General features: G+C 44.1%; 18 protein-coding genes and 1 tRNA gene. 5 read left to right on the forward strand and 14 right to left on the reverse strand.

What is annotated here, in order from left to right:
* Nucleotides 1-462 precede the first annotated feature (462 nt).
* Complete coding sequence (locus QE357_RS01955; RefSeq protein ID WP_309705411.1) at nucleotides 463-2,082, forward strand: sensor histidine kinase; 1,620 nt, start codon at nucleotides 463-465, stop codon at nucleotides 2,080-2,082.
* A 3-nt stretch (nucleotides 2,083-2,085) separates the two neighbouring features.
* Nucleotides 2,086-2,835, forward strand: a complete 750-nt coding sequence (locus tag QE357_RS01960; protein ID WP_309705413.1) for a response regulator — start codon at nucleotides 2,086-2,088, stop codon at nucleotides 2,833-2,835.
* A 15-nt stretch (nucleotides 2,836-2,850) separates the two neighbouring features.
* Here the strand turns inward: QE357_RS01960 and QE357_RS01965 are convergent, their stop codons facing one another.
* Nucleotides 2,851-3,108 (reverse strand): hypothetical protein, encoded by a 258-nt coding sequence (locus tag QE357_RS01965; protein ID WP_309705415.1) that lies wholly within the window; start codon nucleotides 3,106-3,108, stop codon nucleotides 2,851-2,853.
* 84 nt (nucleotides 3,109-3,192) lie between these two features.
* On the opposite strand from QE357_RS01965, the gene QE357_RS01970 reads away from it, so the two are divergent.
* Nucleotides 3,193-3,831 (forward strand): hypothetical protein, encoded by a 639-nt coding sequence (locus tag QE357_RS01970; protein ID WP_309705417.1) that lies wholly within the window; start codon nucleotides 3,193-3,195, stop codon nucleotides 3,829-3,831.
* Nucleotide 3,832: 1 nt separating this feature from the next.
* On the opposite strand, the gene QE357_RS01975 is transcribed toward QE357_RS01970, so the two are convergent.
* The 8 genes from QE357_RS01975 to QE357_RS02010 all read right to left on the reverse strand — a co-directional run bounded on the left by QE357_RS01975 (nucleotide 3,833) and on the right by QE357_RS02010 (nucleotide 9,168).
* Nucleotides 3,833-4,102 carry a hypothetical protein gene (locus QE357_RS01975; RefSeq protein ID WP_309705418.1) on the reverse strand — a complete coding sequence of 90 codons (270 nt, stop codon included), beginning with the start codon at nucleotides 4,100-4,102 and terminating at the stop codon, nucleotides 3,833-3,835.
* 1 nt (nucleotide 4,103) lies between these two features.
* Complete coding sequence (locus QE357_RS01980; RefSeq protein ID WP_309705423.1) at nucleotides 4,104-4,373, reverse strand: helix-turn-helix domain-containing protein; 270 nt, start codon at nucleotides 4,371-4,373, stop codon at nucleotides 4,104-4,106.
* Between the two features lie 184 nt (nucleotides 4,374-4,557).
* Nucleotides 4,558-5,583 (reverse strand): nucleotidyl transferase AbiEii/AbiGii toxin family protein, encoded by a 1,026-nt coding sequence (locus QE357_RS01985; protein WP_309705425.1) that lies wholly within the window; start codon nucleotides 5,581-5,583, stop codon nucleotides 4,558-4,560.
* Nucleotide 5,584: 1 nt separating this feature from the next.
* Complete coding sequence (locus QE357_RS01990; RefSeq protein ID WP_309705427.1) at nucleotides 5,585-6,178, reverse strand: DUF6088 family protein; 594 nt, start codon at nucleotides 6,176-6,178, stop codon at nucleotides 5,585-5,587.
* Between the two features lie 588 nt (nucleotides 6,179-6,766).
* Nucleotides 6,767-6,840: transfer RNA gene (locus QE357_RS01995), tRNA-Asn, on the reverse strand.
* 67 nt (nucleotides 6,841-6,907) lie between these two features.
* Entirely contained in the window at nucleotides 6,908-7,309 is a 402-nt protein-coding gene (locus QE357_RS02000; protein ID WP_106636625.1) for a PH domain-containing protein, read from the reverse strand.
* Nucleotides 7,310-7,400: 91 nt separating this feature from the next.
* On the reverse strand, nucleotides 7,401-8,024 hold the full coding sequence (gene rsmG / locus QE357_RS02005) for a 16S rRNA (guanine(527)-N(7))-methyltransferase RsmG (protein ID WP_106636626.1): 624 nt from the start codon (nucleotides 8,022-8,024) through the stop codon (nucleotides 7,401-7,403).
* 25 nt (nucleotides 8,025-8,049) lie between these two features.
* Nucleotides 8,050-9,168 carry a glycosyltransferase gene (locus QE357_RS02010; protein WP_309705430.1) on the reverse strand — a complete coding sequence of 373 codons (1,119 nt, stop codon included), beginning with the start codon at nucleotides 9,166-9,168 and terminating at the stop codon, nucleotides 8,050-8,052.
* Between the two features lie 112 nt (nucleotides 9,169-9,280).
* Here QE357_RS02010 and tgt point away from each other — a divergent pair, with 112 nt between their 5' ends.
* Nucleotides 9,281-10,414 carry a tRNA guanosine(34) transglycosylase Tgt gene (gene tgt, locus QE357_RS02015; protein ID WP_106636628.1) on the forward strand — a complete coding sequence of 378 codons (1,134 nt, stop codon included), beginning with the start codon at nucleotides 9,281-9,283 and terminating at the stop codon, nucleotides 10,412-10,414.
* 189 nt (nucleotides 10,415-10,603) lie between these two features.
* Nucleotides 10,604-12,085: an OmpA family protein gene (locus QE357_RS02020; protein ID WP_307141827.1), complete on the forward strand. Its 1,482-nt coding sequence runs from the start codon at nucleotides 10,604-10,606 to the stop codon at nucleotides 12,083-12,085.
* A gap of 103 nt (nucleotides 12,086-12,188) precedes the next feature.
* On the opposite strand, the gene serS is transcribed toward QE357_RS02020, so the two are convergent.
* The 5 genes from serS to QE357_RS02045 all read right to left on the reverse strand — a co-directional run bounded on the left by serS (nucleotide 12,189) and on the right by QE357_RS02045 (nucleotide 18,200).
* Nucleotides 12,189-13,457, reverse strand: coding sequence for a serine--tRNA ligase (serS, locus tag QE357_RS02025; protein WP_106636629.1), 1,269 nt, complete (start codon nucleotides 13,455-13,457; stop codon nucleotides 12,189-12,191).
* 113 nt (nucleotides 13,458-13,570) lie between these two features.
* A complete protein-coding gene (locus tag QE357_RS02030; RefSeq protein WP_307141829.1) occupies nucleotides 13,571-14,929 on the reverse strand; it encodes an aspartate kinase in 1,359 nt (452 codons plus the stop codon).
* 154 nt (nucleotides 14,930-15,083) lie between these two features.
* Nucleotides 15,084-15,566, reverse strand: a complete 483-nt coding sequence (gene ribH / locus QE357_RS02035) for a 6,7-dimethyl-8-ribityllumazine synthase (protein WP_106636630.1) — start codon at nucleotides 15,564-15,566, stop codon at nucleotides 15,084-15,086.
* A 91-nt stretch (nucleotides 15,567-15,657) separates the two neighbouring features.
* A complete protein-coding gene (locus tag QE357_RS02040; protein ID WP_309705435.1) occupies nucleotides 15,658-16,350 on the reverse strand; it encodes a tetratricopeptide repeat protein in 693 nt (230 codons plus the stop codon).
* 344 nt (nucleotides 16,351-16,694) lie between these two features.
* Nucleotides 16,695-18,200 carry an arginine decarboxylase gene (locus QE357_RS02045; RefSeq protein ID WP_309705437.1) on the reverse strand — a complete coding sequence of 502 codons (1,506 nt, stop codon included), beginning with the start codon at nucleotides 18,198-18,200 and terminating at the stop codon, nucleotides 16,695-16,697.
* Nucleotides 18,201-18,386 lie beyond the last annotated feature (186 nt).

Consider the following 18,386-nt stretch of genomic DNA (forward strand, 5'->3'; position numbering starts at 1 on the left):
AGAGGCCTGAAAAAAATAGAGTAGATAGAAAAAAACATAGCAGATAGATTGAACGGGGTGATGACGATTACTCAAAATAGTTTCATTTTTCGAACCTACAGATAGATTCATAAGTAAGGCCTAGTTTCTCCCAATGAATCCTTCTTTTTTCCTAACGAAGGATTTTTAATAGAGCCATGAATGCCACAAAAAATGATTGTTATTCGGCTATAAAATGGGATATATTTCGATAGTTATGAACGATTTTAAGCAGTTTAACGAAGGTTAGTGAATAAGCTTATTTGGGAATTTGCGTGCTTTTATAATTATTTGCAAAGTCTCCAGTTTAGAGTGTTCATTCGTATGGGAATAGCTGATGTAATACGTTTTATTACTATCTATTTTTTGTTTCTACTTGGCTCTTATTTTAGTTATGGACAAGCGGATTCTGTGGACTTTTCTATTCCTAAAAAAGTACAGCCAATGATTGGGAGTAGGAATTATACCCGCTTATTAGATAACCAATTAGCCTATCGTAAAGCAGTAGCCCAGAAGGACACGGCTCAAATGGGAGAAATATGTTATTTACTTGGTAAACGTTACGTTGCACTCGGCGATTACTTGGCTGCTAATCAGTGGTTTTTCCGAAGCTTACGAATCAGAGAACCAAAGGGATATTCCGAAGCCGTGGGAAAGGTATACACTCGGTTATCAGAAAATCATTACATAGCTGGTCATTTTAAGGAAGCAAGACTATACGCTCGTCGGGCCTTAATCAACCATCAGCATGTCCATTCGTTGCGAGGCTTGGTATCTTCTCACATGGTTTTATCGGGTGCTTATGAACGTGGCTATGAGTACTATAAAGAAAAGGATAAACGTAAGGCCGCTATCTACTTAGACAGTGCCCATTATTGTGAAAGAGAAGTCTTAAAATACGCCCGTGCCATGCAACCCTCTAGTGAGCTGGCGAATGTTTATACGATCTTTTGTGCTAAATATAGTGAAAGCGATCCGGTAAGAGCCTTGAGTTACGCAAATTATGCCCTTGCAGTCTATACAAAGCAGCACGATTATAATGGTATTTTTAATATGCAGCTGAAGTTGGTAACTATTTATACCCGTCAGCGAAAATTTGATCGGGCGTTGACAGCCTTGGAGAAAGCTCAAAAGCTCGCCAAAGAGCATCAACGCTCAGACTTTATGCAAAATATAGATATGGAAAGGGTTTCTATGGAGCTCTCCCAAAACAGGGGACAGTGGAAAGAAGCTTTCCATCATTTGGAAAAAGTTCATAGGTATGAATTAGACGCTCTGTCGACTGACCGGGAAGGAGCCTTGACTCGTTTGGAAATTGAATACGAGACGCAAAAGAAAGAACTTTTATTACAGGCTAAAAACGATGAATTAGCCCAACGTAATCAATCAATCGTACTCGTATCTACGTTGCTTCTGCTGACACTCCTCATGAGTTTTATTTTTTTTAGATTGTTTCAAAAAAATCGACGGATCAGTCGCTGGAATGCGGGACTTGTTAGCGAGCAAAACCATCGCGTGAAGAATAATCTTCAGGTAGTGTCTAGCCTATTAGGATTACATCTCAGTCGGCTTTCAGATCCAGTGGCCAAACAAGCCGTAGAAGAAAGCCAGCTACGCGTGCAGGCGATGGCCGTACTCCATCGCAGGCTGTATGATGGGGATCAACTCGTTAAAGTAAACTTAGCCACTTATATACCTGATCTGGTGAATGGCATTTTGCAGGCTTACGGCTTTGGAACGCTTCAGCCAGTTTACCAGCTTCAGTCCATCTGGTTGCACGTCGATAAGTCTGTCCCCTTGGGATTGATGATAAATGAATTACTAGTCAACGCTTGCAAACACGCATTTACTGCTACTGAAAATCCTTCTCTGATGATTACCTGTAGTTATCAGGGATCGCGTGTTCATCTGACGGTAGCTGATAACGGGCCAGGCTTTTCAGAAGACCCCGCGAACGCATCCTTCGGGATGTGGCTGATTACTATGCTCGCCGAACAATTGGAGGGAGCGTACGAATTTCACCATAACCCCGGAACTACGTTTGATTTATCCTTTAACGGCTAAGGCATGGAAGCATTACGAATACTTATTTTCGAAGACGAGTTAATGGTGGCTCACGACATTCGGGAGAATTTAATTAAATACGGGTATGAGGTGAGCGGCATTGCCCGGACGCTTGAAAAGGCCCTGGGTATATTAGAAAGCTGTCCTACCGATATTCTATTGGTAGATATACAGCTCAATGGTCCTCTGGATGGCATAGAGATCGTGCAGCGATTGTCAAAGCAGTATTCCATTCCGGTCATTTATCTGACCGCTCACTCGGATATGAAAGTGTTAAATCGAGCCAAACAAACCAATCCATCCGCTTATCTGATCAAGCCCTTTCGGATGGCAGAATTACCGCTCCAAATAGAATTGGCCATTCATAACTTCTATCAACACCCGCTTCCGAATCCGAATAAGAAAAGTGATGGGTTCCTGTTGTCAGTCGGTGGTATTTTCATACGGGTCTTCAATCACGAGATTATTTACATTGAAGCAAACGGACCTGCTTCCCAGTTCCATCTGACACAAGAGGGGTATAGCCGTATTCATCCGTATCGAAAGGTGGAGCTTTACGCAAACCTTGGGTATCTCTTTGACCATCATTTAACGGATAATTTCTACCGATTGTCTAAATCGGAAGGGATCAATCTGGATCATGTGGATGGAATTGAAGCGGACGAGGTACTATGTAGCGGCCACCGAATATCCATTCCCACGGGTCAGCGAAAGATCCTGCTCGAACGGTTCAGCGTCATTCGATCCCGATAGACATGGTGGGTAAGCTCAGCGTTGAGTTCGCCAAACGAAGAAGGACGTAAAGGGATTAAAAGTAACGGTTGTTAGCTTGTAAGGAAGGCCCGTGTAGGGCTCAAAGGAGGCGAGGTCTAGACGACGGGGCTCAGGCGTTTCCGTTGAATCTATGAGAGAGGCCCAGGTAACGGCTTCCTTGCGTCCTTCTGCCATAGCTTCTTGCCAGGCTTCTTCAAATCGATCTTTATCGCCATCAAACAGAGTCTCAAGGAGATAGGTTTCATAGTCCATAGATCCGACCCGTAAGAAATACAAAGCCTACTTCCAGTTTACTAGAAAAACAGACTATGTCAAGTGTCAAAACGATTTCTTAGCATGGCTACCCCAGAAGATCACTCTAAAAAATACGCGTTTCCGGAATGGCTTGAATACATCGAAGAGATGGTCAACGAAGCCCGCAAAAAGATGGAGCTACTCGATAAACAACTGGATCGAACGCCTCGCGAAAGAGACACGCCTCAGGCCTATGTACCCCGGTATAATCCTCCTGGATTTTTGAAACCTTCAAAACCGACTAATCCAGCTTATGTCGTGTACGACCTGGAAAAGAAAAAGGAGACTATTGAAGCTAATGTAAATGAATGGGTAGAACGTCAAATAAAAGAGCTTAATCTTGACGACGAGACCGCAAAGCAGCTACGTCAGGCAACGCTACATACGCTCTATCCGAACCCCTTTGAGGAAAAATCCAAGTTGGAAATGAAGGGATTATTGAAGGCAAAGAAAGATATCAATTATTCCCAGTACTACATGCTAAAGCTAAAACAAGACGTTCAGCAAGAAGAAAAAGAAAAGCTATCCCTCATACGTAAAGAAGCATTAAAAGAGAAGAAACCGTTTTCGATCTCCGCTCGATTTACGCAATCGCTTAGCTATACGAAGGTTCAGGAATCAATTCTACCCGAAATCCCCTCAAAAAATGGCAAGGGTAAAGACCTGCCCATTAAACAATAGCTTATTTAGACGGAGGGTCTATGTCACGTGTTTTACTGGGGGATGATGAAGGGTTACTTTTACTGAGGCGGTCTTCTTGAAGCCAGGACGGCATTTTCGCTTTGACTTGTTCCGACAGATATTGCTGACGTCCCTCTCGCATGCCTTGCAAGCGAGGACTATTTCCTGGAATAGCCGATAGTTTCTCGGCCAATTCAGGCAAGTGCTGGGCCAGCAGATAGCTGTCATTGAAGCCTTTGATATAGTCAGGATGAATGGGTTCTTCTTCCATGCTAGAAAGTATTTCGAGCGTTTCTGTTTAAATAGTCTTCAATGGAATTCCGGTCGTATAGGATGATTTTTTTCTGCGGCTGTGAAAACCGAATTTTCCCTTCATCTCGAAGCTTTTGAAGTGTTGTTTTCGATTTGATTCCCAGCAATTTCATGGCTTCCCCATCATCTACCCAACGGCTACTTACTTGGGAGGACGTTTCCTTCAAGCGGGTAACGACTTGATCGACCAGTTCGTAAAAGGCGGCTTCTTCGAGGCAAATAACTTGCATGGATAAGATTGCTAATGCGATACTCGAACATACAAAATCTCTCGCGTTGCAACAAGCATTTGAATGAAGTGCTTGAGTACTAATTTATACTACCTTTCTAGATATACATGATTTTAATCTGTAATCCAATTTGATAATTAACGAAGTAAGAAAAAGTAGTACTTAGTGAGTAACCATAGTTCCTTTAAAAAGCTATTGTAAATTCCCAATCTAGATTTTGTAGCTTTTCTTTTACTTGGTTTAGGGAGTTTATTAATGCTTCAAAGGTCGGAGGGTTTTCTTCGTAAATCATTTCTTCCAACATCTTCTTATAATCACTGGACCAGGCATTAATCACCTCATCAGGTGGAATAGGATTCAGCGATTTAGGATTATGCAGGTTATAATCGACGTTGCCAACTTTAGAAAACGTAAATCGATGCGAAACGATGGTTTGGTAAAGCTCTTGATTACATAAAGCCCGTTCAGCAACTGCTGTTTGAGAAAGATGATGCACATCATATAGATGGCGGCTTAGCCGATCGACTCTTATCTTTTCCGGCGGACGATGAAATTCTTCGTGAAGCAGAAATAATTTTTCTAAAAATGTCCGCTCTGCATCAACTGTAGGAATCTGGACAAGCGGAGCTGCGAAATTGCTTTCTGCATAAAGCTCGTCCACTAGTGAACCGAAGAGGCACGGGCTAAAGGGTTCACGAAGAGAACGGCAACCGATTTCAATTTGCACGCGTGGTTGAACATAGCCAGGTGTTGAAATAATAGGAGAGTAGTGAATCTCAATGATCCTTGGGTCCTGATCACTGTCTGCTGAGGGCACGATGTGCAACGTTACATCTTCCAGTCCATTTTCTGAAAACTTTTGCTGTAGTTCTTCAAAGAAGGGGCCGGTGGTATATGCTCCTGCTGCTTTTCGTAAGGCGGTCCTTTTGCTTTTGGTAAGCTCTCCTTCAAAACCTAAGAAAGCTCGGTCTATGGCTAAATCAATATCTTCAGAAAAACGATGAATGAGCTTCCATGCCTTACTGAGAGAAGTTCCCCCTTTGAACACGAGATGAGGGGCTGCTTCCATTTGAAAAATGATGGCCAGGGTTTGAGTGACCCACCAATCTTTTTCTACCGCAAAAGCAGGCATGCCAGTCTGATTACTAATTGCTTGAAAGATGGCTTTCTTGTCAGAAGCAGGAAGCTGGTAAAAAGAATTGGAGGTCATCTTATAAAGCCTTTTTCATTATTTTTTGAATCCATACCGGAGCCAAAGGGATGTCATGAGCTAAATCGGCGATGTTTTCCTTTTTAAGCAACGTTATGATTTTTTTTTCTTCTTGCTCACTGACTTTCCCATTGCCTAGTTCTTTTAAGGCCTGAATCACTAGGCGGCTAGTTTTACCTTTGGCAAGTAGGTTTTTAGGAGTCGTTTTCTTCAATTTAATGGTTCGCTTGCCCACCTTAATCTCACGTGGAGAACCATCCGTGAGTAAAACTACCTTCATCGGGATCTGGGTACTTAGCCCCAAGGCATTTAAAGCGTAAGCTCCACTCGGAACGGTTTTGATTTTATCGCGTTTGGCAATGGCTTCAGCTACTTCTTCCGCAGAGGGCAAAACGGAGCCAATAAGTTTGCTTTCCTTAGGTCTTACGTAGATCCCTTGAGCAACCCGAATAAGTAGCTTTTTGTCTTCCAGGCGATCCAATGCCTTTCGTACCGATTCAGACGAACCATAGCTTGCAAAATCCTCTGGAAAGACGAGAATACCCTTTGGTTTTGCTTTAATGCTTCTTTCTATCTGTTTTTCAACGCTTTGCATACGAGTAACACCTATAGAGTTGTCACAAATTTAGTAATAATTTGTGACAACTCTATATCTATCACATATCACAAATTTTGTCAAGATATGTGATATGTCCCCGTGCAGATTAGGGAATTTGAAGCTATCAACCAAAGAAGATTATCTAGGGATAGGTAAAGTACGTATAGTAAGGAACTGCTAAATGCGATTACATGAAGTAATAATGAAAACCAATGGTCAACAAAGCATATAACCTCCCATGCCTTCAGATAAGGCGAATGCAGTTTATAAAATGGAATAGAACCAAAGATTCTAATTCTGCCAATCGAAAAAGACCTGCTATTTTGACTAATCATTGCTAATGCAGGAAGGATTCACAGGAAAAGTCATTTATCTTATTTATACTTGGAAAGTATCTATGCAGGAGAAATGAGAAAGCAGGGAAACGAATAAAAGCTAAATTTTCGATTTATCTTTCGGTTAAGAAGAATGCACTCGAATGAAGTGAAAATAATCGAGCGAAATAAAAAATATTTTCCTTGTGCAAATCTTGTGCAAATAAAAAAGCACTTACAAGTTTTATCTCGTAAGTGCTTGACTACTAGGCTCCCGAAGCTGGGCTCGAACCAGCGACCCTCTGATTAACAGTCAGATGCTCTAACCGACTGAGCTATTCGGGATTGCGTTGAAAGCGAGTGCAAAACTAAGGCATCAAACAGCCGAACGCAAGTGTTTTGTAATATTTTTTTAATTAAATGATCCGCGAGTTTGGGTGTACTGATCGTACTGCTCCTGGTATTTTCTTCTAAAGCCCAGAGGATCAGAGATTCGCTTATACACTTGACTCGTTTCTCCCGTTCCGTGAATGGAGATCGTTCCGAAGCCAAACATACGGCCCCAAACGCTTTGCTCCACCTGAATGCTCTCTACCTTATTTAGATTGAGCTCAACCGTGTCCCGAGAAATGAATCCGGTTTTCACGACCAGTCGCTTGTTGGTAATAACGAATTCATCGGACGATCGTTTGATCCAGGCGGCAATCGTCAGTGTAAATAGCGAAGCCCAGGTGAAAAAGATGGTCCAATGATACGTGGTTTCAAAAACGACGTGTTCGTCTTTGATAAGATGGTTATTAACGTAGCTACCCATAAGTGTTTTATCGTTGCAGTAATGAGGAAAATGCCTAGCAAAAATAAGCCTTCCGCACGTCTCTCGTCATTCTCTCTCTAAAAATGTGCCACTAAAAAGGGACATGGACTACTTTTTTCGTTTCAAAGAACTCTTCAGTAAAATAATCCGAGAGTTCGTAGACTTTTGTCTTTCTTCCAAGCTCTTTAAGTTCCTCTTCTAAGTCCCCGCCTTTTAGGTAAAGAATGCCGTTTTTAAGGTCGTTAAACTGATTTTTGTGAACCTTGGTCTTCACCCAGCTGTAAAAGGGCGTCAGACGCGTTACGGCTCGGCTTACTACAAAATCGTAGGCCTCGGCTGTTACCAACTCTGCACGCTTTTGTTCAGCCCGCACATTTGTAAGTCCCAAGCCTTTCGCGACTTCCTGTACAACCCGAATTTTCTTGCCAATGCTGTCCACTAAATGAAATTGGCATTCAGGGAATAAAATGGCCAGCGGAATGCCGGGAAAGCCACCACCTGTGCCCACGTCCAGAATTTCGGTCATGGGTTTAAACTGCATCACCTTCGCAATGCCCAGCGAATGCAGCACATGACGTTCGTAGAGGTTATCTACATCCTGACGGGAAATCACGTTAACCTGTTCGTTGAGGGTGCGATATAACTCGCCGAGTTTACTGAATTGTTCTTCCTGCGTGGGAGTCAGGTCGGGAAAATATCTTTTAATAATGTCCATCGAGTATTGAATTTAATGTTTGGGTTTACCGCCAGCTCATTTTTTTACTGGGAAAGGCTGATACCACCGCCATACTGAGTAAATACAGCGTTAATGTTAAATCGAAAATTGGGAACTGATAGCCGGGAATGGGATGTGCCAGCTTCCGGCTGGCTTTGTACCAGATGATCCAGGTCATAAAAAAACGGACGAGAAAAATGCCGATACTCCAGCCCATCCATTCGTAAGGGTTTGTGGTGACCGAATACCAAAGAATGCCCCACAAAAATAGCCAGCTTGTTACGTGTGAGGCCGCTAGCAGCCCTAATAAAAACTGATCTTTTTTCCGGTAATAGCTGCCCACCGAAACGTGCCGCCGTTTTTGATGCCACCATTCAGCCCAGGTAACTTTGGGAACGGAATACATCAGGCTTTGGGGATGTAGGCAAACGGCTGTATTGGTAGCGTTCGCAACTTTGTTAATGAATAAATCGTCGTCGCCGCCCAGAATGTGCATGAATTCCTGTAGTCCGTTTTGATGAAGAAATAGTGATTTGCGGTATAGCAGATTTCTTCCTACTCCCATGTACGGATTACCGACCAAAGCAAAGGAAATATATTGCAATGCCGTATAAAACGTTTCAAACTGGATAAAGGCGTTTACGGATGAATCCTTTCTGAAATAAGGCGAAACCCCTAATACAATATCTTTAGTGGGGCTTAGCTGAGCCACCATGCGTTGAATCCAGCGGCTGGAATGAGGGCGACAGTCGGCGTCGGTCAGTAAAATGACTTCGTACTGAGCCGCATCAATTCCCTGTGTGAGAGCGAATTTTTTGGAAGAAACGCCTAAGGGCGTTTCTAAAATGGGAATCACTTTTAACCGGGAATAGTGCTGAAGAGCTTCTTGCAAAAAAGTTGAACTTCCATCGGTCGATTTATCGTTGACAATAATGATTTCAAATGTTTCGTACTCTTGTTTTTCGAGTAAAGGAATTAACTCCCGAAGGTTTTGCAGCTCATTCCAGGCACAGACGATCAACGAAACTCCCGGAAGTAGTTGGGGAGTAGACGAGGGTACCGAAACGAAAGCCGTTCGGGCAAATACCAATAGATACAGAAGCTGAATACCGCAGACGATACTTAGCAGAAGGAATTCAGTCACGACAGGGTTTGAAATTCAGGCCGCAAAAATAAGCGTTTGTTGCTGAAATATAGGCGTTCTGACCTGCGACCCCTCGATTGTCCTTACCTTTGCAATCTTTTAGAAGAGAACCATGCAATTTGATTTAATAAAACAGGACGCCCAGAGTAAAGCCAGAGCCGGGCGTATCCAGACCGATCATGGAGTGATTGAAACTCCAATTTTTATGCCCGTAGGAACGGTTGCCTCCGTAAAGGCCGTACACCAGCGGGAGTTGAAAGAAGACATTAATGCTCAGATTATTCTGGGAAATACGTACCATTTGTACCTGCGTCCGGGACTTGATATTCTGGAAAAAGCCGGAGGTTTACACAAATTTAACGGCTGGGATCGCCCGATCCTGACGGATTCAGGAGGTTTCCAGGTTTACTCGCTGGCGGGTACAGGTCGTAAGATCGATGAAATGGGCGTAAAGTTCCGCTCGCATATTGATGGCTCAACGCACACCTTTACGCCCGAAGGTGTCATGGACATTCAGCGAACCATTGGGGCTGATTTTGTGATGGCTTTTGATGAATGTACGCCTTATCCCTGCGATTATGGCTATGCCCGTCGTTCAATGGAAATGACCCACCGCTGGTTACAACGTTGCTGCGACCGATTCGACGCCACTGAGCCAAAATATGGCCACTCGCAGTCACTTTTTCCGATAGTACAGGGGAGTACCTATCCAGATTTACGTCGTCAGTCGGCTGAATTCATTGCGTCGATGGGTCGGGAAGGAAATGCCATTGGCGGACTTTCTGTAGGCGAACCCGCCGAGGATATGTACGAAATGACGGATCTGGTTTGCTCGATTCTTCCTTACGATAAACCTCGTTATTTAATGGGTGTAGGCACGCCTGCTAACATTCTTGAAAGCATTGCTCTGGGCGTGGACATGTTCGATTGTGTATTACCTACACGAAATGCCCGGCATGGAATTTTGTACACCACGCAAGGTATTATCAACATTAAAAACGAAAAATGGAAAGATGATTTTTCGCCAGTTGATGAATTTTTAGGAGGGTATGTAAGTACTTTCTATAGTAAAGCTTACCTGCGTCATTTATTTAAATCTGAAGAATTACTCGGCCCACAAATTGCGAGTGTTCACAATCTAACCTTTTATTTGTGGTTAGTTAAAGAAGCTCGTCAGCAAATCCTGAATGGCACTTACGGCACCTGGAAAGATCAAATGATTAGACAGGTCATGCATCGATTATAGGAAAATCTCCGAAAATCTTTGCGGTCGTCCAAACAGGAAGTTTTTTTTCGTCGTATATCTGAAACCTGGGATTCTGCTTCGCATACAAATAGGGTTTATGCATGAATTAACCTCTATTTTTGTGCAACCTGTTTCCAACTGTCAACCTGGGAATTGATTTTCAATTCCAGTCCCTTTAAAAAAGAGCTTATGAGAATTGTACGCTGTCTGTCTTTTTTAGTACTCGCAGGAATGATGGCCGGAAAAGCCGGTGCTCAAACCAAACCCTATCAGCCTAACGCATTATATGAAGGTCCTAATGCCTTAAATACCTGGTCGATTTCGGTTCGGGGTGGGTCACCTCAGTTTCTGGGAGATTTACGGGAGTACGATTTCTGGCCCGCTCCTCATCCCAAAGAATACGCTCCTGCTTCTGAGCGTGGAGCTATTGGTTTTGGGCTGGATGTGAACAAACAACTTTCCCACTTATTCGGAGCCAGCCTGAAGCTCGACGCCGGTAACCTTCGGGGAGCAAAGAGCCGCATTTATAACTCTTATTTTCGGGCGGAGTATTATCAGGCTGCTCTGGTAGGAAGTACAAACCTGAAAAGCTTACTATTTGGCCCTAGAAAGCTGAACCGCTGGAAATTTGATTTACACGCGGGCGTTGGGGTCATATTTTTTAACTCTACGGCCTATGAAATTGGAACGGGTCGCGTAAAACGCAAGTCAAACATTACGCAGGAGTTTGTCAATGAAAGCGGCATTACGGGTCTTCAGGTTTCTTCCCGGAAAATGACTCGTGAAGTAGTTTTCCCCGTGGGACTGGCGATTCAGTATGAGTTATCACCCCGTTTTGACATTGGTCTGGACATGGTGCTGAATAACGTGAATACTGAAAAACTAGATGCAACCGTAGGGGGTGATAACTCCAGCATGTATGATTTCGGTGGTAACCGGGGCGATATCAGCGATTACAAACGCGGTAATTCAGCCCTTGATAAATACGTAACGCCTTACATTTCTGTGACTTACAAGTTTGGGAAAAATGCAATCAAAGTAGGTCGCGATAAAACCTGGGACGCTTCGAAAGGAACCTATAACCTGCGTTATACCGATCCTCGTTTGTTGTACGTACCAGAAAAAATCCTATCCATGTCTGAGATTGATTCGATTGCAAAAGCGAACCGTCCGAAAGATATTGATCCTCGTTTATTACTGGATTCGGATAACGATGGCGTTTCTGATTACTTCGACAAACAACCCGAAACACCTGCCGGAAGCATTGTTTCTGGAGCTGGGGTAGCCATTGATTTTGAACAGGTAGTGAACTCAATCATTCCGGGTCAGGCTTGTCTGGAAGTGTTTGCGAACATTAACTTTGAAACCAATCAAAGCACGATTAAGCCCGAATACGAAGAAATGCTGTCGCGGATTGTTGAGTTACTGAACCGTACCAACTGCCGTCTGCAATTAACGGGTCACGCCGACCGTCGCTCTTCGGATCGTCATAACATTGCTCTTTCTGAACGCCGCGTACAGGCCGTGAAGAAATATCTGGTGAACGCCGGGGTAACGAACCCCAGCCGAATCCTGACGGAAGCCTACGGCTCTTTCAAACCCATCGGAGATAACACTTCGAAAGCAGGCCAGGAGAAAAACCGTCGCGTAGAGTTGCGATTCCTGCCTTAAGTTTAGTAAATGCCCGAGCACAAAAAAAGGAAGCCTTTTGGCTTCCTTTTTTTGTGCTCGGGTCTTCCGTCATCGCAATCGCGGACGAATAAATTTTACTCTTTTAGATTTTGTCGAATCCACAATAAGGCACCAGCACTTTTGGAATGTTGATACCTTCAGGCGTCTGATTGTTCTCCAGTAAAGCCGCCAGGATACGCGGTAAAGCCAGAGCAGAGCCATTCAGCGTGTGCAGTAACTGGGTTTTACCATCAACCTTATACCGAAGCTTCAGACGGTTCGCCTGATAATTTTCGAAGTTAGAAACAGAGCTACATTCCAGCCACCGCTGTTGAGCCGCAGACCATACTTCAAAATCGTACGTTAAAGCAGACGTAAAGCTCATATCGCCGCCGCACAGACGGATGATACGGAAGGGTAACTCCAGTTTCTGTAATAACCCTTTCACGTGTTCTACCATCTCTTCTAGAGCCTGATAGGAGTTTTCAGGTTTCTGAATCTGAACCAGTTCTACTTTATCAAACTGATGCAAACGGTTCAGACCCCGCACGTGAGCACCCCAACTACCTGCTTCCCGACGGAAACAAGGCGTATAGGCCGTATGCTTAATCGGTAAATCCTGATCCGCTACGATAACATCACGGTAAATATTCGTTACCGGAACTTCCGCCGTTGGAATCAGGTATAAATCATCTTCGCTGGCGTAATACATCTGGCCTTCTTTGTCGGGTAATTGTCCCGTGCCAAAGCCAGAATCTTTATTGATCAGAATTGGGGGCTGAATTTCCATGTAACCGGCCTCTACGGCTTCGTTCAGGAAGAAGTTAATCATCGCCCGTTGCAGACGAGCCGCTTTGCCTTTATACACCGGAAAACCCGCACCCGTGATTTTATTACCTAATTCAAAATCAATGATGTCGTATTTTTTAATTAACTCCCAGTGAGGCTGAGCGTCTTCGGCCAGCGTGGGTTTGTCGCCCCACAGGTAAATTTCTACGTTTTCCTCCGGCGTACGTCCTTCTGGAACGCTTTCGTGGGGAAGGTTAGGCAGTTTTACCAATTCGTCCTGTAAAACAGATTCGATCTGACGAAGCTGTTCTTCCAATTCCTTGGAACGGCTTTTCAGTAAAGCGGTTTCGGCTTTGGCAGTCTCGGCTTCTTCTTTTTTACCTTCTTTCATTAAGCCGCCAATTTGTTTGGCCAGGGCGTTAGACTGAGCCAGCGTCGTGTCGAGCTCGACCTGCGTTTCGCGGCGTTTCTGATCCAGCGTCAGCAATTGTTCGATGGCCTCTTCGGGTTGTTTGAAGTATTTCTTCTTTAAACCGGCCAGCGTTAATTCTTTATTTTCCCGGATGAAGTTGAGTTGTAGCATGGGTAATCAGGGCTTTTGAAAGCCAGCTAATGAGTCGTCAGATAGAAAAAGAACGCGGATTTCTTCTGATACAGTCGAGATCCGCGTTCAAAAATAGCTTCTCGTTATAGAAATCAGGGAGCTGTGAAAATGTCTTTCATGGTGTCTTCGTAGTGGAACAGACGCTCATTCAAGGCATTCAAGGCTTCGTTTTTGGCAGAACCATCCACTAAAATGGAAATGTTATGCTCCGAACCACCGTACGAAATCATCCGAATCGGAATATTTTTCATTGCGTCGAGTACTTTCAGAGCTACGCCTTTTTTATCAGCGGAGAAATTACCTACAATACAGATAATCGTCTGATTGTAATCGTGGTCTTCCAGATCGGCAAACTGCTTCAGTTCAGCCGTGATTTTCTCCAGGTTTTCTGGATTATCAATGGTAACCGAGACGGATACTTCCGAAGTAGTTATCATATCCACGGGTGTTTTGTATTTCTCAAACACCTCGAATACGCGACGCAAAAAGCCGTAGGCATTCAGCATACGCGTCGAGTGAATATAAATAGCAGTGATACCATCTTTGGCCGCGATAGCCTTGATTTCCCGTTCGCTCGATTTCGTCGCAATCAGTGTACCAAAAGCTTCAGGTTCCATCGTATTCTTCAGACGCACGGGTACGCCGCGTAATTTAGCGGGAGTAATCGTGCTGGGATGAAGAATTTTCGCTCCGAAATACGCCAGTTCAGCGGCTTCCTCGAAGGTTAACTCACGAATCGGGAAGGTTTTCTTCACGATGCGAGGGTCGTTATTGTGCATGCCATCGATGTCCGTCCAGATCTGAATTTCTTCCGCCCGAATGGCTCCACCGATTAGTGATGCAGTATAGTCCGAACCGCCACGTTTGAGGTTATCCACCTCGCCGCGGGGATTCCGGCAGATGAAGCCCTGAGTAATGATGATTTGCTTGTCTTCGTGCTGCTCCAGCATCTGACCCAGGGTTTCTTCCGTGAACGAAAGAACGGGTTCATTGTCGGCATCAATCAGCATGAAGTCCAGAGCGGGGAATAAGACCGAGCTTTCTCCCTGCTCCCGCAGATAGGCTTCAAACATCTGCGTGGACAGAATTTCTCCTTCAGCTACGAGCTCTTTTTCCTGCTTAAGTGTAAAAGGACGAATAGAGGTTACGGACTGAATAAACGAGAACTCTTTCTCTACGATTTGCTGTCCTTCTGCCAGTCCTTCGGACGTTTGATACAGCTCGGGTAGGAAAGCATCATAATGGGCCCGTAACTCGGCAATTTTCTGGGTAAGTTCTTCATCATTACCTGCTTTCGCTAACTCACCCATGGCAAGCAGGGCATTCGTAGAGCCGGATAACGCGGAGAGAACAACAATTTTTTTGCCGCTGTCGGCGGTAATCAGGTTTCGAATGGAGTGCATCCGCTCGGGTTTCCCAACGGAAGTACCACCAAATTTCCAGACTTGCATGAGAAGGATAGTATTGATTAAAGTTTGAATATGTAGAGATGTTTGAGGGCGTTTGAAAGTTTAAGAAGGTTTGAATAAGTTTGACGGGTACAGGGCATTTACCTAGCCTTCTCAAACTTTCAAACGGTATTAAACTTCAAACCAGACTCAAACGCTAAAAAGAAACACCTAACATTTTAATGGCGGTAATGGCGGCTTCGTCGCCTTTGTTTCCGTGAATGCCACCCGCACGATCCAGAGCCTGCTGCTGGGTGTTGGGCGTTAGTACCCCGAAAATTACGGGTTTATTATACTGTAAACTTACGTTGGTAAGCCCCTGAGCTACGGCGTGATTGATGTAGTCATTATGCTTGGTTTCACCCTGAATAACGCAACCAATGCAAATAACCGCATCGATGTGCGAAGCCTGAGCCGCCAGAGCTGCTCCGAAGCTTAACTCATAACTGCCCGGAACGCTGCGTACGTGAATGAACTCTTCGTTGGCTCCGTATTTCACCAGCGTTTCGTAGGCTCCGGTAAAAAGGGGACCAGTAACTTCGCTGTTCCATTCTGCTACGATGATAGCAAAGTGTTTTTCAGAAATATCAGGAAGGTTTTCAGTGCTGAAAACGCTTAGGTTTTTAAGTGCAGAAGCCATGATTTAGCTACAGACGAACTACGATGAAACAAAAAAAGGGATGTGACCGTGTGGCCTCATCCCTTTCATTTTTAGTGCTTTAAGCCCTAAACTACTCGGAAGCTGGCCCTTCAAGAATGGCCTTGTATTTCTTTGCAGATACATACTCAGCCGATTGAGGGTATTCCTCAATAATCTTGGAGTACGAATCGATGGCTTCCTTGTTTTGCTTGGCTACTTCGTAAGCCGTAGCCAGCTTCAACAGGTACGTAGGGGTAAAGAATTTATTGGGTTTGTAATCAACCGCTTTTTTGTAGTAGCTGATTGCATTTTCAGTATCTCTTTTCTCCAGATAAGCATCACCGATCAGGGCGTAGGCACGAGCCTGCACCAGTAAATCATTGCTGCTGAAATCTTTCAAATGCTCGATGGCATCGTCAAACTTACCCTGCTTCAATAAAGCAACACCAGCGTAGAAGTTCGCCAGTTTCCCTGATTTCGTAGAACCGTATTCATCGGCAATAGAAACCAGCCCTTCAACGCCAGGGCCTCCTTTCAGAGCTTTGTTGAGAGAATCAGCTTCAAATTCGTTTACTGCCGGAAACAACGCCGCAGAAGCGTCTGCGTTTTGAGAATCCTGCCAGGCCTGGTAGCCAAAGAAACCTGCTACAACGATAATCGCCGCAGCAATGATGCCGTATACAACTTTCTGATTTTTATCAAAAAAAGACTGGGCTTTTCCGAACTCGCCCGCTAATCCTTCGGGGCTTTCCAAGAACTCTAAGCCGCTGTTTTTCTTCGCCATTGTTAGGTGCTATTGAAATTGGAACGCAAAAGTAAGCAACCCTAAGGACAGCTCAAACGATTACGCCTAAACTTTTAGGCGTATATCCAAAATAGTTCCAGATTGTTTTAACAAATTAGCGTTTAGTACTTTCCATACTCGTGTTACCATAGGCCGGACAATTGTTTTTCCGTGCACACGAGGCCAGTGATAATACGGCCAAAAGAGCGATCAGGTAAGCAGACTTTTTCATGAATATTTTCGAGTAGTTTTAGTGTCCTCTTTCTTATACCTCAGCAAGTTACCACTTTTTTAACGAAAAAGGGAATAAGTCCTTTTTTCGGACCCATTCCCTTTCTAGTCGTTTATTTTTCCTGTTCTTCAGCTACAGAAGCTTCCTGCTCATTGATAGCGGCTTCTTCCTGGGCCTGAGCCTGGATATTCGCGGACTCATTCACTCCTTCTTTGGGTTCGAGCCCATAGCCCAGAATCTGTAACATGCTTTCGTGCGTTTGCTGGGGAGCAAACAGACGAGTGGTGATGTTCCCTTCTTCGTCCAGATCGACAATAACATGTTTCGGAGCGGGAATCAGGCAGTGCTGAATACCGCCGTAACCGCCCAGAGACTCCTGATACGCTCCCGTATGGAAGAAACCGATGTACTGATCTTCGTTTTCAATGTCAAAGCTCGGTACGTATAAATCCTCCGAATGGGCTTCGGTATTATAGAAATCCTGCGAGTCACAGGTTAATCCGCCGAGGTTTACTTTCTCGTAGGGCAGATCCCAGTTATTGACTGGCAGCATGATGTATTTCTGGCCAATACCCCAGGAATCAGGCAACTGCGTAATGAAGCTGCCGTCAATCATGTACCAAAGCTCGCGGTCGTTCTGCTGCTTTTTGTCGATTACCTTATAAATAACGGCACCACTTTCACCGACGGTATAACTACCAAATTCAGTGAGAATATTGGGAACCGGAACGTTATTCTTATTACAAATCCATTGAATGTTTTCAATGATTTCGTCGATCATCGCCTGATAATCGTATTTGAAGAATACCGAAGTCTGGATGGGTAACCCCCCGCCGATATCAATCGAGTCCAGATCAGGGCAGACTTTCTTCATCTCGCAATATTTGAACATAAAGCGAGTCAGCTCCGACCAGTAATAAGCGTTATCCTTGATACCCGAGTTAATGAAGAAGTGAAGCATTTTTAACTTCAGCTTCGGATTTGGCTCAATCTTATTCTTGAACAAATCCATAATATCGGAATAACGAATCCCCAAGCGTGAGGTGTAGAACGAGAAGTTGGGTTCCTCATCCGTCGCAATACGAATCGCCAGGTTAACTGTTTCTGCGTGGGTGTTCTCGATGTAATAATCGATTTCCTTTAAGTTATCCAGTACCGGAATACAGTTAAACCCATCGTTGATCAGGTTGGTAATGTATTTTTGGTATTGAGGTAACTTATAGCCGTTACAGATGATGAATGTATTTTTAGTCAGTTTTTCCTGACGATACAATTCTCGAATAATGGCAATGTCATAAGCCGAAGAAGTTTCCAGGTGGCAGTTATTACTCAGAACTTCTTCGAGAATAAATTGAAAATGTGAAGACTTCGTACAATAACAATACGTATAACTTCCCTTGTAATTGAATTTCTTCATGGCATTACGGAACAGCAAACGAGCGTGTTCAATATGCTCTTCAATTTTGGGTAAGTACGTAAGTTTGAGCGGGGTACCGTACTGACGGATGATATCCATCAGGGGTACGTTGTTGAAGAGGAGCGTGTTTTTCTCGTCAACACCGAACTCCCGGGTTGGGAATTCAAAAGTTTGCTCAATGAGATCAATGTAGTTTTTCATCCTTTGGGACGGAAATACATTTTAAGGGTGAATTTTCGTAAAAAAACTTGTTTTTCGTCGAAAAGGCTGTTGACAACTGAAGTTATCCACTGACCTATTCATAAACGAGCGTGCGAATTTGCACGGAAATTATAACCTTTGCAACCGAAAAACTCCTGCAATAATTGCAGGCTCGGTTATTTTTTT

The organism is Siphonobacter sp. SORGH_AS_0500 (genome assembly GCF_031453245.1).
Taxonomy (GTDB): domain Bacteria; phylum Bacteroidota; class Bacteroidia; order Cytophagales; family Spirosomataceae; genus Siphonobacter.